Here is a 13972-nt window from a genome sequence, read left to right on the forward strand (position 1 = left end):
CTGTTTTTCGCAACTTCAAAATTCACGCACCCGCGCTTGTGATTGATCGGCAACGCGGCACTGTTCCATAGACAACCATCACCCATTTGAATCGATGAACCAAGAAAAAGTATTGATCGTCATTGGCGACGCCACCGAGACGTTGGATACGCTGTACCCGTTTTATCGGTTGATCGAAGCCGGGTTTCAGCCGGTTGTCGCGGCGCCAGAGAAACGGCTTTACCAGCTGGTCATGCACGAGGTGAAACCGGGATGGACGATCACCAAGGAGTGGGAGGGATACACGTTGGCCGCCGATGTGGCGTTTGCCGACATTGATCCAGCCGACTATGCGGGGATTCTCTATAGCGGCGGACGAGCGCCCGAGTACATTCGTTACGACGAAGACTTGGTGCGCGTGACGAAGCATTTTTTTTCCACCGGAAAGCCGATCGCCAGCGTTTGTCATGGGGTGGAGATCCCCGCCTATGCCGATTGTGTTCGCGGTCGCCGGATGGCGACGGTCCCCAAGTGCAAGTTTGATTTGGAAGTCTGCGGCGGGATCTTTGTTGACCAACCCTGTGTGATCGACGGCAATCTGATCAGTGGTCGGACGTTCCATGACAATGGACATTACGTCGGGCCTTGGATCAAATTATTGGAAAGTAACCGCGGATAGTGGGATGGTTCGAGATACAATCGCGGACCCGACAAACCCACAAACGCTCCAGCCAACGAACCGGATCCCCGACGTGAATGTGCTTCCCGAATCAATTTCACGCGACGGCGACTCGACCATTGTGATCAGTTGGACCGACGGTCGACAAACCCGTTGCACGGCGTCACAGCTGCGAGCGATTTGTCCCTGCGCGACCTGTCGGGAGAAAAAACGTGCCAAACTGGATGATGCCGGGGCCGGCAAACCGATCGGATTGCCCGTGCTGAAAGCCGCCGAGGCCCAGCCGTTGACGATCACCGCGATGCGGCCGGTCGGTTCCTACGCCTACAACATCGCGTTCAGCGACGGGCACTCGTCGGGTCTGTTTCAGTTGAGCACGCTGTACGATTTGGCGCCCGCGCAAACGTGATCCGTTACCAGCGGATTGGGAAACTTGCTGCGGGTTCGCCGACGGTTCCACGCCTCTCCAGTTACATGGCTCTGGATGCACGACTCGCGCTGGACGCGAGAACTTTCTTGGCGGGATGCCCCGCTAGCATTCTCAATCGAGTTCGATAAACGCGATTAACGGGGCGATCAGGCGCGTAAGCGTCACCGAAGCGTCATTGTCGGCAATTCGACATTTGCGCTCTGCCGTTTTTAGGAGGCTTCGGATAGTCTCCTGAGACAGAAATACAACGAAAAATTATCGCCCAATAGTGGTCATGGGATTCAACAACGAAACGAATCAGCTAACCGACGCAATGGAGAGCGTCGACGAATTGGAATCAAACAACACAATGGCGGCCGTGCAATCCGAGCTGTTCCAAACGGGCGTCGCTGACGTCGAAATCAACGCACAGCCCACGCCTGAGCTGTCGCAGCCCGTAGCCGAAACAAAGTCAGAGCCTGTGGCCGAAACGAAACCGGAGCCAGAACCTGTGGCCGAGATCGAACCAGAAACTGCACCAGAATCAGAATCAGAATCAGAACCAGAAACCGAGACCCCGGCAACGGGGTTTGCCGCGTTGAACCTGCGACCGCAGATTTACGACGCGGTTGTCAAAGCGGGCTACGACACGCCGACTTCGGTTCAAGAGCAAGTCATTCCGTTCATGTTGGCCGGCCGCGATGTGCTGGCCCAATCGCAGACCGGATCCGGAAAAACCGCGGCTTTTGCACTGCCGATTTTGTCCACGATCGATTCCAAGCAGCGCACGGTGCAGACCTTGGTGCTGGCGCCGACGCGAGAGTTGGCGATCCAAGTCGCCGAATCGTTCCAAGGTTATGCCGAAAATCTGCCAGGATTCGAGGTGTTGGCGATTTACGGTGGCCAGGATTACGAGCACCAGTTCCGCGCCCTGCGGCGTGGCGTCGATGTCGTCGTGGGAACACCCGGACGCGTGATCGATCACATTAAACGTGGCACGTTGGATTTGAGCGAACTGCGTTGTTTGGTGCTCGATGAAGCCGACGAGATGCTGAACATGGGGTTCTTGGAGGACGTCGAATTTGTCCTCGCCCAGACTCCCGAGCAGCGTCAGGTGACGCTGTTCTCGGCCACCATGCCCGGCCCGATTCGGACGATCGCCGACAAGTACTTGAAAGACCCGGCGACGGTCACAATCAAGAAACGCGAAGTGACCGCCGAATCGATCCGCCAGCGGGCGGTGATCGTATCACCCAAAGAGAAAGCCAACGCGTTGACGCGGTTCTTGGAATCCGAAGCCACCGATGGCGTGATTGTCTTTACCAAGACCAAAGACGCGACCGTGCGATTGGCCGAACACTTGGTCCGCGCCGGGTTTTCCTCGGTCGCGCTCAACGGCGACATGCCGCAAAGTGTCCGCGAGCGAACCATCGACCAGCTCAAAGAGGGCCGCTTGGATGTTTTGGTCGCGACCGATGTCGCCGCACGTGGACTGGATGTCAGCCGCATCAGCCACGTGTTTAATTTTGACCTGCCGCACGACAGCGAATCGTATATCCACCGCATCGGCCGTACCGGTCGCGCCGGGCGTAGCGGGGAAGCGATCATCTTTTTGACGCCCGCCCAGCGGCGCAAGCTGCAGATGATCGAACGAGCGACCAAGCGTACGATCGAATTGGTGGAGATCCCATCGGCCAAGCAGATCAACGTTCAGCGGATTGCTCGGTTCAAAGATCAGATCACCGAGATCACCGCTGACAAGGATTTGACGTTCTTCAAAGAGATGATCGCCGGTTACATTCTGGAAACCGGCAAGCCGGCCGAAATCGTCGCAGCGGCGCTGGCGGAAATCGCTCAACAAGGCCGCCCTTTCTTGCTAGCCGATCGCCCCAAACGGTCGAAAAACGATTTCGACAGCCGTCCTGATCGCGACCGCAATTCCGGCGGGTTTGACCGACCACGCGAGGGCGGCCAGCGATCTCGAGTGCTGGGGCCTCCCGAGGCCGGGATGACGCGATACCGCATCGAAGTCGGTCGCAACGACGGCGTGGAGCCGCGGAACATCGTCGGCGCGGTCGCCAACGAAGCCGGTATCGAGAGCAACTACATCGGACCGATCAAAATCTACCCGCATTTCAGCACGGTTGATCTGCCCGAGGGAATGCCCAAGGACGTCTATCAAACCTTGCAGCGGACTTGGGTCGTCGGCAAACAGCTGCGGATTCGACCCGATGACGGCCCCGGCCACCGCTCCGGTGGCTCGCAGGGCGGTGGGCCCGGCGGATTCCGCAAAGGTGGAAAACCAGGCGGAAAGAACCGCGCAAAACCCGCTGGTTCTTTCAGCGGTGGACACGGCCCCTCCGACGGAGCCCCGAAGAAGAAAAAGAAGAAGCATCGCAAGGGTTGAACAAGCTGTTTGTCCGCTCAGCGGCGTGACATTCTTCTTTTCTACTTGATCTTTCGCCCGATTCGGACTTTGATGCCTGAGTCGTCGCTGGGCGGTCCGTGTGACCGCCGCATGCCACGGGAACGTTCATGCTACCAAATGGGCCGATAACCCACTCAAAACCCGTCCTGGACCGGAAAAGCTTGCCCAGCGTGGAGGCTCGGCCTGATCCAACCGGATTTTGCGATGGTTTTTCTGCCGATATCCCCCACTAGGGGGTGCAGCATGGTCGCCGTCCTGGATAGATTGTCGTGCGTCGAATTCGGCGAAGCCCCTGTGGCTTTCGCCGGGATTGGGCCAGTGATTCAAAACCAACTGATCTTTGAAAAGAAAGCTTCCAGATGTGCTTATTGGCCGTTCAGTATCAATTGGTCCCTGAAAGTCCCATTCTGGTCGCGGCCAACCGCGAAGAATACTTTGATCGACCTAGTCTGCAACCATCCATTCAATCTGGGAAGCCCCGGGTCTTGTGTGGGGTTGACCAAAAGGCCGGCGGAACCTGGTTGGGTGTAAACCAAAACGGGTTGTTCGTCGGACTCTGCAACCGTGCGACCTCGATGCCGTTATTCGGCCAGCGTTCGCGAGGTTCGTTGGTGATGGACCTGTTGCGATGCACGAGTTCCAATCGCGCACTCGACAAAGCACTCGGTGAACTCGGCGAGACGCAATACGAAGGTTGTAATCTGATCATCGCCGATGCCAAATCGGGCTATGCGATTCATTCCGATCAACGGCAAACGGTGGTCGAGTTGGAACCGGGCCTGAACATCATCGGCGCTCATAACCTGAACGACCCCGATGACGAACGGGTCCGAATGGCACGCCGTCTACTGACGCTGCAAACACTTGATTCGCCAGTCAAATTCTTGGCCGTTGCCAGTCGCGTGTTCGCCCGCGCACCGGTCGGACCCGGACGCCCCAGCATGGTGATTCGTAACCAAGATTACGGGACCGTCAGCAGTTCTTTGATTGCATTGGGCGTGAAACCACGCGATGCGATTTATCAGTTCAGCAACGGTGCACCGGATCAAACCAAGTACGAAGATTGCTCGCCGATGTTGCGCGACATCCTCAGCCGTGGACTCCGCGAAGCACGCACCAAGGCCAAAGTCGGCGCCTGATCTCTCTATCTTTGGCTCCGCTGGATCTCTAGACTCCCGATCAGTATCACGCAATCGGCTGCAACGGATGCGGCCTGAACGAGGTGATGCCCCCGGATCTCGAACAGGGAGTGCAGCGGCATGGAAGCCGTCCAGCGTCGGAGTGTTTCAATTGCAATCGTCGTCGTGATTGCGGTAGTCGTTGGTGCCCCGCCGAGTTGGGCTGCCAATGCACGGACTCAAAACTTTTTGGTCCATGCACCGAATCAACAGTTGGCCCAATCGGTCGCCGACAACGCCGAGAAGTTTCGTGATGATTTGGCCAAGTACTGGCTCGGTCGTCCGTTGCCGGCTTGGCCGACGCCCTGTCCCATCGAAGTGGTTGCCGGCCCCAATTTGGCGGCTCAAGGGGTGACCACCTACAACCGCCAGCCGGTTGGCAATTTTCAGATGAAGGTGATCGGCACGCCGGAGCGAATTTTGGACAGCGTGTTGCCCCACGAAGTCTCCCACACGGTGCTTGCCACGCACTTCGGCCGGCCGTTGCCGCGTTGGGCGGACGAGGGGATTTGCACGACCGTGGAACATGCCGCGGAACGCCAAAAACACGAAGCCAAACTGCGAGAGTTCTTGAGCACTCGACGTGGGATCGCGATGAACCAGTTGTTCCTGCTGACCGAATATCCCAGTGACATGCTGCCGATGTACGCCCAGGGATATTCCGTGTGCCGCTTTCTGATCGAACAATCGGGACCGAAACGATTCATTTCGTTCCTCGAAGATTACATGCGTAGCCCCTCGTGGACGGCCAACGTCCAGCAGCACTACGGATACGAATCATTGGCTCAACTGCAATCGCAATGGTTGGCCTGGGTCGCTGCCGGCAGCGGTCCGGTCGAAACCTTTGTGTCGGCGCGAACCAAGGCCGCTGCTTCGGTGGCGTCTGCCGCGGTGCCCGCGTCCTCGCCCGCTGTCGATCGCATCGCGGTGGTGGATCGCACACCGGCGCCCATTCGATTGGCGTCAGCGGAACAACCCGCCGGCTCGGGTGGCGACCAAGCCAGCTGGTATCACCGTCGTCGCCAGCAGACCGCCCAAAGCGAATTGGCGTCGGACTCTGGATCCAATGACCGCTCAAAAACTGCTGCCGCGGCAGTGAAACAGCCGATGGGACCTCCGTCGGTCATGCACAGTGGGCGATATTCGGTGTCACAGCCGCAGCCTGAACAGCGGTATGGTCAGACTGCGACGATGGCGACATCGCAACCCTCCGCGTCACGATATCGCTGATCATCGGCGGTTCTGGCCGACATTGGCATGCAATTGGCGGCAATCACAGCTAAAGTAGAAGCTCCGTTCTTGTGGAATGACTACCGCGGGAACAAGTTTTCTGCTATTTTTCGGGGCTCAATCGACAGCGACTTGCGCTCGCCCGGGTTCACGGATCAGTGGGTCGGGCCATCACTATCTAAATATCGGAGTTCAATTCCATGGCAAAGCCACAACACAAACTAAAAAAGGCCAATCACGGCCGCCGTCCTGCAAGTGCCAAGGCACGCAAAGCCAAACGCAAGAAAATCAAGACTTGAACGCCTTGCGACTCTGACCCATCAGAGACGAGTTTTAACTGTGCCAAAATCAGACTTCATTGTTGATCTGTCGTTGCTGGACTTTGACCAGCCGGTTGCGGACTTGGACGCGATCCGGGCTTACAATCCGCAACGCCATGAAATGGAACATCTGACCGGAATCCTTTACGAGGACACCGGGACATTGACCTGCGCCGGATACAAAGACGTCGCGCACGACGAATTCTGGTGCCGCGGTCACATGCCGGGAATGCCCGTGATGCCCGGTGTGATCCAGCTGGAAGCGGTGGCCCAGCTTTCCAGCTACTTCGCCCAAAAATACGATCTATTGGGTGCCGAGATGGTCGGCTTTGGCGGCGTTGACGCGACTCGTTTTCGCGACGTCGTGGTGCCCGGCGACCGTTTGGTGTTGATGCTGCACCTGACCCGCGCCCGCCGCGGACGGATGATCGTGGCGGAATTTCAAGGCGTCGTGGGTGACCGATTGGTCGTCGACGGCACAATCCGAGGCATTCCCTTGCCCGTCAAAGCGGTTCAAGACCATCTGGCCGTTCGTGCCGCCCAAAACGCTGTTTAACCATTCGGCGTGATGCGGTGATGAACCAACCGTCCGACCCACCTGAATCGAGCGATCGCCAGTCGAACGAACTGGCGTTTCCCGCCCAAGGGCGGCTGGCAGCAGTCGACTACGGCACGGTTCGAATCGGAATCGCGATCTGCGATCCGGATCGGATTTTGGCCAGCCCGGTCGAGGTCTATCAAGTCCGTAGCGAAACCAAAGATGCGGCCTATTTCCGCGCGTTGGCCAAAGAGGAACGTCTGGCCGGATTCGTCGTCGGCCTGCCCATCCACTGCGATGGGGGCGAAAGCGAAAAGAGTAAAGAGAGTCGCGAATTCGCGCGCTGGTTAGCCGACCAAACCGGTTTGCCGGTCCGGTTGTTTGATGAACGGTTCAGTACCGCCGCCGCCAAAGAACGTCTTGCCAGCGGTCGGCTTAGCCGACACAAGAAAAAGCAACAGCTTGATGCAGTTGCCGCGTTGGTTCTGCTAGAAGCATTTTTGGAAGCCTGCCGCTACCACGGCCAATTGGCCGGCCACAGTATTCACGAGCCGGCGTCCGGTGGTGAAACGCTCGAATAACGAGCGTTAGGCCGCCTTGGCAAAAATGGTTTCCAGCAAGTTTTCAAATCGCTTGTCGGCTTCTTCACGCCGTGCGTTTCGCTCGGCACGCGACCAAGTCGATCGAATGTCCCGAACACGTCGCATGACTTCCGCGTCCGTCAGGCAAACTTCGCTGTTCATCGTCTCATTTTGAGCAGCCGATCGCGTTTCCAAGACTTCGCTGTTGCAAATTGCAGTCATCATGTTCAATCCCTCGCGGAGAAAAGAGCCGGCTCACAGTCTCTCGGCCGGCTAAACCCAGTTTTGTCAGACCACCGCGGCCTGACGAAGATTGGGACAATGCACTCACTGTGCCAATCAATCCGTTAGAGTCCGATTTTAAGTGGTTCGTTCGCGAAAAATAGAAAAAGAACTGGGAATTTGGCCTCCAAACCGCAAAACATCAGTTTCCTACAAATCGCGTCTGACTAAATCGCAGGCTCGATGAGTAGCGAGTTTGCAAAGGATTGAAAATTTTTCCACTGTCGCTCTGGCAGAACCATGACGGAAAAACGGTCGACCTGTTCAATTCCAGCAATCACTCTGAGCAATTTTTGAACTTGCTGGCGATAGCAAAACCCTCGCAGTTCGACATACTGGATTCGATCGGCGGCGTCATACAACATGCCGACGATCTGGTGGTGTTCTCCTGACCAGGCGAGCGAACCGTCCGGTTCCAACAGGGCCTGCGGCAACAGCGTCTGCAGCCGTTGCCAGGCCGCTTCGAAACTGCTGGGCAGCGGAGCGGTCGTCGGATTGCCGCTCGTGAGCCGATCGGCCGGCGGGCCATACAGATGAATATGAAACGGTTTGCTAGCGGCTGATGATCCAGACAGTGCGGGGGAAGACATGGACGCGATAGGCCAACAGGTGGTGAGTGAGATGAAAATTTGGGTCGATGCGGATGCGGCGCCGCGTGACGTCAAGGACGTGGTGTTCCGAGCCGCCGAGCGATTGCAGATCGAAACGATCTTGGTGGCCAACAGTCCTCAAGCGATTCCCAAGTCGGCGCGGTTGATTCGCTCGGTCGTCGTCGCGCAAGGCGCCAACGTGGCCGATCAATACATCGTTGTCCACAGTCGACCAGGTGACCTGGCTATCACCGCTGATATTCCGTTGGCCGCCGAATTGGTCGAGCACCGGGTGGCGGTGATCGACCCCCGCGGCGATGAATACAACGAGTCGAACATCGCTGCACGGTTGTCGATGCGTGATTTCTTGGATGAACTGCGTGGCACGGGGGCTGCCACCGGTGGCGAGGCGCCATACGGGGCAAAAGACAAGAAACAGTTTTCAGCCACGTTTGATCGGTTGTTGACGAAGCTGAGAAAGTCAAAACCGACCTCCTAGAGATTGTATCTGGGCCCGCCAGGGCCTCAGACGGTTTGAATCACTGGCGGTCTGAACCCCCTGGGCGGGCCCAGCTACGACACTGCTCGTTCCCACGCCGCTGTCAAAGTCGCCGCAACCGTGGCTAATCGATCCTTTGATGCGTCGGGTCGGGGGGAAGGGTCATTATTGCCTGATCATCCCGCAGTTCTGACCCTAAACGCGATATCCCCATCAGCAGATAGACTCGCCGCCAGTCGATATAGACCGGTGTTGTAACGCGTGATCTTGGGACAGAGTCAGCCAAGAAATCGACTTTGTGATTGCGTCGGGCTAACTGGCGGGAATGTTTGAGTGTCTTTAGGAACCTTCAAACAAAAGGAGATTGAACTCCATGAAACATATCACTCTTGCATTGACCGCTTTCGTCGCCATGGGTCTTTTCAGCGTCACTGTCGCTGCACCCTGGGAACGCAGTCAATCGATTCTGATCAGCCAAGTTGACGATGCCGCAGAGGTTGCCGATCAAGCTGTCGCCGAAGTCAAAGAAGTCATGCCGACCGCACCTCCGGTCGCTGCCGAATTGCAAGGCGACGCCGCTGCACCGGTTGCAGTGCCAGACGAGACGACATCGGCTCCGATGATCGATGCCACGCAACCGGCCCCGGTTGTCGCACCGCCGATCACGGCCGAGTCCGTTGCTGATGATTCAGCCGTTGTCGTCCACCAGCACTCCGCGCCGGTTCGTTATTATCGGGCACCGAAGAAACAGAATCTGTTCGAGAAACTGATGGACATGGAACGCAAAAAGAATGCTTGGTTGAAACGCACGTTCTTGGGTCAGTAGTTTCAGTCCGGCTGGGTCCGCCGCACCCGGGGTTACCGTTGACTGTTATTCCTCCGCCAGTCAACGGCCCCCACCTCTCTCTCATTCCCGCGGCCTTCTCTCTCATTGTCTTGCCAGCAATTCACCCGCTCGGTTCATTCCGGGCGGGTGTTTTTTTGCTTTGGAAAAGACCTTCGAATTCATCCCGTGTTGGCACCGACCTGTAATCCGTCGGCGGCATAGATCGATCGGCCGCCATCAACGGGCAGACAGACGCCGGTGACAAAGTTGTTTTCACACAGAAAGCGAACGGCGTGGGCGACGTGTTCCGCGGTACCGATCTGACCAGAGAGGGTGCTCGCGCACAGTTGTCGCCGTTCTTCGTCAGGCACTTCGTCGGCCAACAGCACCGGACCGGGTTTGATGCAATTGACGCGGATCGCCGGATTGAGCGATGCAAACTCGACAGCCAGCGAGCGGGTCATCACATCCACCGCTCCCTTGCTGGGGAAATACGCCGCATGGTCCAGGTACGGTCGCACGGTGGCCCAGTCGCCAAGGTTAACGATTGACCCACCGGTCGGTTGCGACGTCATTGCCATGGCCGCCGCGCGGGCACACAGAAACGAGGCCAACGTGTTGACATCAAAGTAGCGTCGGACTTCGGCCGCGGTGATGTCCGCCAGCGCAGTCGGAGTCCAGATCGCGGCGCTGTTGACCAGGATGTCCAAACGTCCCCACTGGGCGACCGTTTGGTCGACCAATCGCTGTGGCACGGCATCATCGTCCAGCGCACCGGGTGTCACGATCGCATCGACCCCGTAGGTGTCATGAATCATTTGGCATAGCTGATGGGCTTGGTCGATGCTGTGGTTGGCATGCACTGCGATTCGACAGCCATGCCGCGCCAGTTCCATCGCGATCGCCCGGCCGACGCGTGGCGCGCCACTGCCGGTGACCAACGCCACCGGAGCATCACATTCAAAGACCGTTTTCAGCAAACTCATGGTGGGGTTCGATTTGTGCCTAAAGGTATTTTGCCAGTTCACCACCGCGCGCCGCTCTGGCGTCGACTTTGGCCATCGTCTGTCCGTCTTCGATCAACCCCGGCGCCTGCCAGGGTTTGGTACGCGCGTCGATCACTAAACTGCCGCGACAGCCCCAGTGTTTTTCGACCGTCTCGCTGGCGATCCCCCAAACATCGCTCGCCGGATTGCTGCGGGTGAACGTCGTCCACAGCCAATTGGAAAGCGTCCGCGCACTGAATTCGCTGTCGTCAACGATCGTGATCAGGGGGAAGGAATTGATTGCGTGCCCGACGTCAAAATGCTCACTGAAACGCTGCATGTCAGCACTGCCCTGCTGTGGCGCATACTTTCGACAGCGGATCGCCAGCACGCCAGGCATCACGATCTGCGGCGCGTCGAATCCGTCGGGTAGGTTCAATTCGGTTGGCAATTCGGTTGGCAATTCACGGATCGGTTGGCCGACCGCAGCGATCACCAGTTTGGATCCGCGGTTGAATCCCCCGCCGCTGTAATCCAGTGTGTCGATCGTGGTCTGGGTCTGGAAATGCAAATCGCGTTTCCAATCCGCGCGCTCCAACACGTAGCGAATCACCGACGCGACATCATGTAGGTCCAATTGATCGTTGGGGTCATCCGCGATCAACAAGTACTTGGCCAACGACAGTTGTCCGTTACCCAAAATCGCGTTGGCCTGTGTCAACAATTCTTGCGGCACCGCAGCATTCAAATACGGCATGTAACGTTCACTGCCGATCGCCAACAACAACGGATGAACTCCCGCCGCGTCGACGGCGTGTACCGCTTTGATCCCTGGTATCACCGTGGGAATGATCGGGTCGGTCAGTTCGTGAATCAACTGCCCGAACGTGGTGTCTTCCTGTGGCGGTCGGCCGACGACGGTGAACGGCCAGATCGCGCCGTCACGATGCCACACATGATCGACCTTCATCACCGGAAACGGATGTTCCAGACTGTAGTATCCCAAATGATCACCAAAGGGGCCTTCGCGTTTGGTCACGCCCGGCAGGATCGAGCCGACGATTGCAAAGTCGGCATCGCGATAGACCGGTGCATGATCGCCTTGCACCAGACCGATTCGGTGTCCGCTGAGGGCGCCGGCAAATGTCAACTCGGTCAATCCTTCGGGCAGCGGCATCACGGCGGCCAGTGTCATCGCCGGTGATCCGCCGACGGTGACGGAAACACGCAGCGGACTGTCACGGCGCAGCGCGTCTTTGTGATGCACGCCGATCCCACGATGGATCTGGTAGTGCAAACCGACTTCGTCGGCGCTGTAATCATTGCCGGAGAGTTGCACGCGATACATTCCCAAATTGACTTTCATCAAATTCTTGGGATCACTGGGATCGGCGCTCAACACCTGCGGCAAAGTGACAAACGCACCCCCGTCGTCGGGCCAACATTTCAGCGCCGGCAAATCGCTGATTTGACAGCGGTTGGCCGTCACCGATCCACCCCGCGTGTACTTGGGCAACATTTTCAGCGCCGTCCAGGGCACGCCGGCATACCGCAGCGGGTGTTTCGCCAACGCCGATGGATCCAGTTTGATTTCGATCAGCCGCCGCACCGATTCCAGCGTGTCGCGAAACAGATACCGCGCTTGTTCCAGGGATCCGAACAGATTCGATGCCATCGGAAACCGACAACCGACGACGTTGTGGAATAAAACGCCGGGTCCGCCGCTGGCGTAGAGTCGACGCTGAATTTCGGCCATTTCCAATTCGGGATCGACCGGATCATGGACTTCGACCAACATCCCGGCTTGGCGGAGGTCGTCGACAACGTCTCGGGTGCTGCGGTGTTTCATGGTCGTCGATAAACTACTAGGCTTTCCGTGTTCCTACCATCCAACCCTCCAGTGGCATCATCTTATGTCGGAAAGTCCGCATCAGTCTCAATCGAATTTCGTTCCGCCACAATTGCCCTGCCCGCGTTTTTTGCAGGTCGACAGCCCATCGACCGAAAAATGTGATGTGATCGTGATCGGCCTCTGCGACGATGCACCGCTTTCGGAACTGGGGTCACAGCTGGATCAAGCCGTCGGCGGTGTGATCTCAGGACTGATCAAACAAGAAAAAGTTCCGACCGACGCCGGTGAAATGATGCTGATCCCCGGTCCCGGTGCGGTCGGTCAAGGCGCTTCGTTGATTTTACTGGTCGGACTTGGTCCCCAGGACAAACTGGACCGCGAAGCCGCGTTCACGATCACCAGCACCGCCGTCCGCAGTTTGACCAAAGAATCACAATCCAGGTTGGTGCTGGCGCTCGGCGAGTCATTTGATGCGGCGGACCATGATGCGATCGTTGCCGGTGCACTGTACGCCTTGGAAGGACAATCGATCTACCGTAGCAAACAGGCGATCAACGTACCGGATTCCATTTTGGTCGCCGGCGTCTCGTCGGCGGCGATCGAGCGGGGCATGATTTTGGGCGATTCGATCAACCAAGCTCGGCGGTTGGTCAACGAACCGGCCGCAGTGATCTATCCGGAATCGTTTGCCCAGCGTGCCAGCGAACTGGCCGAGCAAGTCGGATTGCAATGTGAGATCTGGGACCAGGATCGGCTGGCCGAGGAAAATTGCCGCGCGATTTTGGCCGTCGGAATCGGCAGTACCAAACCACCGCGACTGGTGATTTTGACGCACAACGGCGGGCCGGCCGACGAGCCGCCGATCGCGATCGTTGGCAAAGGTGTGACGTTCGACAGCGGGGGCCTGTCGATCAAACCCAGCGACGGCATGGTGGATATGAAATGCGATATGGCCGGCGCCGCAACCGTCGTCGGGACCATGCACGCGCTTGCCAAGCTGGGTGTGAAAAAGAACGTGATCGGGTTTTGCGGGTTGGCCGAAAACATGGTCAGCGGTTCCAGCTACAAGCTCGGTGATGTGATCCAAACGCGCAGCGGAAAAACGATCGAGATTCTCAATACCGATGCCGAAGGCCGGGTGGTGTTGTCAGACACCTTGGATGTCGCGATCGGCTACAAACCATCGTCGATGGTTGATCTGGCGACCTTGACCGGCGCCTGCATGGTCGCGCTGGGAAATGAAGTCACCGGATTGATGGCCAATGACCAAGCGGTCTGTGATGCGTTGACGGCCGCAGCGAAAACCGAGGGCGAACCGGTTTGGCAATTGCCGATGTTCGCGTTGTACGATGAAAAGGTCAAAAGCAAAGTCGCGGACATCAAGAATGTCGGCGAAGGCCGTTGGGGCGGCGCAATCACAGCCGCCAAGTTCCTACAGAACTTCGTCGGCGATACACCATGGGTGCATCTGGACATCGCCGGTCCGGCTTTTGCCGATAGCCCCAAACCCTATCGTGATGCCGGTGCCACCGGTGCAATGGTTCGAACGCTGATCCGCTGGGTCGAAAACCAGGCCGCCGGCGATTGATCAACGT

General features: G+C 57.8%; 15 protein-coding genes. 11 read left to right on the forward strand and 4 right to left on the reverse strand.

Annotated features, from left to right (window positions below):
• The first annotated feature begins 94 nt into the window (after positions 1-94).
• The 8 genes from NHH03_RS08320 to ruvX all read left to right on the forward strand — a co-directional run bounded on the left by NHH03_RS08320 (position 95) and on the right by ruvX (position 7342).
• Positions 95-658: a DJ-1/PfpI family protein gene (locus NHH03_RS08320; RefSeq protein ID WP_253155303.1), complete on the forward strand. Its 564-nt coding sequence runs from the start codon at positions 95-97 to the stop codon at positions 656-658.
• Positions 659-731: 73 nt separating this feature from the next.
• Positions 732-1067 carry a DUF971 domain-containing protein gene (locus NHH03_RS08325; RefSeq protein ID WP_253155304.1) on the forward strand — a complete coding sequence of 112 codons (336 nt, stop codon included), beginning with the start codon at positions 732-734 and terminating at the stop codon, positions 1065-1067.
• Between the two features lie 295 nt (positions 1068-1362).
• Positions 1363-3474 carry a DEAD/DEAH box helicase gene (locus NHH03_RS08330; protein WP_253155305.1) on the forward strand — a complete coding sequence of 704 codons (2112 nt, stop codon included), beginning with the start codon at positions 1363-1365 and terminating at the stop codon, positions 3472-3474.
• A 380-nt stretch (positions 3475-3854) separates the two neighbouring features.
• The gene (locus NHH03_RS08335; RefSeq protein WP_253155306.1) at positions 3855-4634 is read left to right on the forward strand and encodes an NRDE family protein; all 780 of its coding nucleotides are present in this window, start codon (positions 3855-3857) and stop codon (positions 4632-4634) included.
• Positions 4635-4754: 120 nt separating this feature from the next.
• Positions 4755-5903 carry a hypothetical protein gene (locus tag NHH03_RS08340; protein WP_253155307.1) on the forward strand — a complete coding sequence of 383 codons (1149 nt, stop codon included), beginning with the start codon at positions 4755-4757 and terminating at the stop codon, positions 5901-5903.
• A 200-nt stretch (positions 5904-6103) separates the two neighbouring features.
• Positions 6104-6202 (forward strand): 50S ribosomal protein bL37, encoded by a 99-nt coding sequence (locus NHH03_RS28355; RefSeq protein WP_390621835.1) that lies wholly within the window; start codon positions 6104-6106, stop codon positions 6200-6202.
• Between the two features lie 40 nt (positions 6203-6242).
• Complete coding sequence (locus NHH03_RS08345) at positions 6243-6779, forward strand: 3-hydroxyacyl-ACP dehydratase FabZ family protein (protein WP_253155308.1); 537 nt, start codon at positions 6243-6245, stop codon at positions 6777-6779.
• 20 nt (positions 6780-6799) lie between these two features.
• Positions 6800-7342 (forward strand): Holliday junction resolvase RuvX, encoded by a 543-nt coding sequence (gene ruvX, locus NHH03_RS08350; protein ID WP_253155309.1) that lies wholly within the window; start codon positions 6800-6802, stop codon positions 7340-7342.
• A gap of 6 nt (positions 7343-7348) precedes the next feature.
• Here ruvX and NHH03_RS08355 read toward each other — a convergent pair whose 3' ends face one another.
• A complete protein-coding gene (locus NHH03_RS08355; protein ID WP_253155310.1) occupies positions 7349-7567 on the reverse strand; it encodes a hypothetical protein in 219 nt (72 codons plus the stop codon).
• A 224-nt stretch (positions 7568-7791) separates the two neighbouring features.
• The gene (locus NHH03_RS08360; protein WP_253155311.1) at positions 7792-8214 is read right to left on the reverse strand and encodes a hypothetical protein; all 423 of its coding nucleotides are present in this window, start codon (positions 8212-8214) and stop codon (positions 7792-7794) included.
• A gap of 31 nt (positions 8215-8245) precedes the next feature.
• Here NHH03_RS08360 and NHH03_RS08365 point away from each other — a divergent pair, with 31 nt between their 5' ends.
• Positions 8246-8713: a YaiI/YqxD family protein gene (locus NHH03_RS08365; RefSeq protein WP_253155312.1), complete on the forward strand. Its 468-nt coding sequence runs from the start codon at positions 8246-8248 to the stop codon at positions 8711-8713.
• Between the two features lie 373 nt (positions 8714-9086).
• Positions 9087-9539, forward strand: coding sequence for a hypothetical protein (locus NHH03_RS08370; RefSeq protein ID WP_253155313.1), 453 nt, complete (start codon positions 9087-9089; stop codon positions 9537-9539).
• Between the two features lie 179 nt (positions 9540-9718).
• Here NHH03_RS08370 and NHH03_RS08375 read toward each other — a convergent pair whose 3' ends face one another.
• Complete coding sequence (locus NHH03_RS08375) at positions 9719-10525, reverse strand: SDR family oxidoreductase (protein WP_253155314.1); 807 nt, start codon at positions 10523-10525, stop codon at positions 9719-9721.
• Positions 10526-10544: 19 nt separating this feature from the next.
• Positions 10545-12374, reverse strand: coding sequence for a UbiD family decarboxylase (locus NHH03_RS08380; RefSeq protein ID WP_253155315.1), 1830 nt, complete (start codon positions 12372-12374; stop codon positions 10545-10547).
• A 64-nt stretch (positions 12375-12438) separates the two neighbouring features.
• Between NHH03_RS08380 and NHH03_RS08385 the strand changes: the two genes are divergently transcribed.
• Positions 12439-13965 carry a leucyl aminopeptidase gene (locus NHH03_RS08385; protein ID WP_253155316.1) on the forward strand — a complete coding sequence of 509 codons (1527 nt, stop codon included), beginning with the start codon at positions 12439-12441 and terminating at the stop codon, positions 13963-13965.
• Positions 13966-13972: the final 7 nt, after the last annotated feature.

This window comes from Stieleria tagensis, from assembly GCF_024129865.1.
In the GTDB taxonomy this organism is placed as follows: domain Bacteria; phylum Planctomycetota; class Planctomycetia; order Pirellulales; family Pirellulaceae; genus Stieleria; species Stieleria tagensis.

Bases quoted from the DNA above. Each gene is read 5' to 3' on its own strand.
- NHH03_RS08360 (WP_253155311.1), bottom strand. From the start codon at position 8,214: ATGTCTTCCCCCGCACTGTCTGGATCATCAGCCGCTAGCAAACCGTTT.
- NHH03_RS08355 (WP_253155310.1), bottom strand. From the start codon at position 7,567: ATGATGACTGCAATTTGCAACAGCGAAGTCTTGGAAACGCGATCGGCT.
- NHH03_RS08380 (WP_253155315.1), bottom strand. From the start codon at position 12,374: ATGAAACACCGCAGCACCCGAGACGTTGTCGACGACCTCCGCCAAGCC.
- NHH03_RS08340 (WP_253155307.1), top strand. From the start codon at position 4,755: ATGGAAGCCGTCCAGCGTCGGAGTGTTTCAATTGCAATCGTCGTCGTG.
- NHH03_RS08330 (WP_253155305.1), top strand. From the start codon at position 1,363: ATGGGATTCAACAACGAAACGAATCAGCTAACCGACGCAATGGAGAGC.
- NHH03_RS08320 (WP_253155303.1), top strand. From the start codon at position 95: ATGAACCAAGAAAAAGTATTGATCGTCATTGGCGACGCCACCGAGACG.
- NHH03_RS08375 (WP_253155314.1), bottom strand. From the start codon at position 10,525: ATGAGTTTGCTGAAAACGGTCTTTGAATGTGATGCTCCGGTGGCGTTG.
- NHH03_RS28355 (WP_390621835.1), top strand. From the start codon at position 6,104: ATGGCAAAGCCACAACACAAACTAAAAAAGGCCAATCACGGCCGCCGT.
- NHH03_RS08335 (WP_253155306.1), top strand. From the start codon at position 3,855: ATGTGCTTATTGGCCGTTCAGTATCAATTGGTCCCTGAAAGTCCCATT.
- NHH03_RS08370 (WP_253155313.1), top strand. From the start codon at position 9,087: ATGAAACATATCACTCTTGCATTGACCGCTTTCGTCGCCATGGGTCTT.
- NHH03_RS08385 (WP_253155316.1), top strand. From the start codon at position 12,439: ATGTCGGAAAGTCCGCATCAGTCTCAATCGAATTTCGTTCCGCCACAA.
- ruvX (WP_253155309.1), top strand. From the start codon at position 6,800: ATGAACCAACCGTCCGACCCACCTGAATCGAGCGATCGCCAGTCGAAC.
- NHH03_RS08365 (WP_253155312.1), top strand. From the start codon at position 8,246: ATGAAAATTTGGGTCGATGCGGATGCGGCGCCGCGTGACGTCAAGGAC.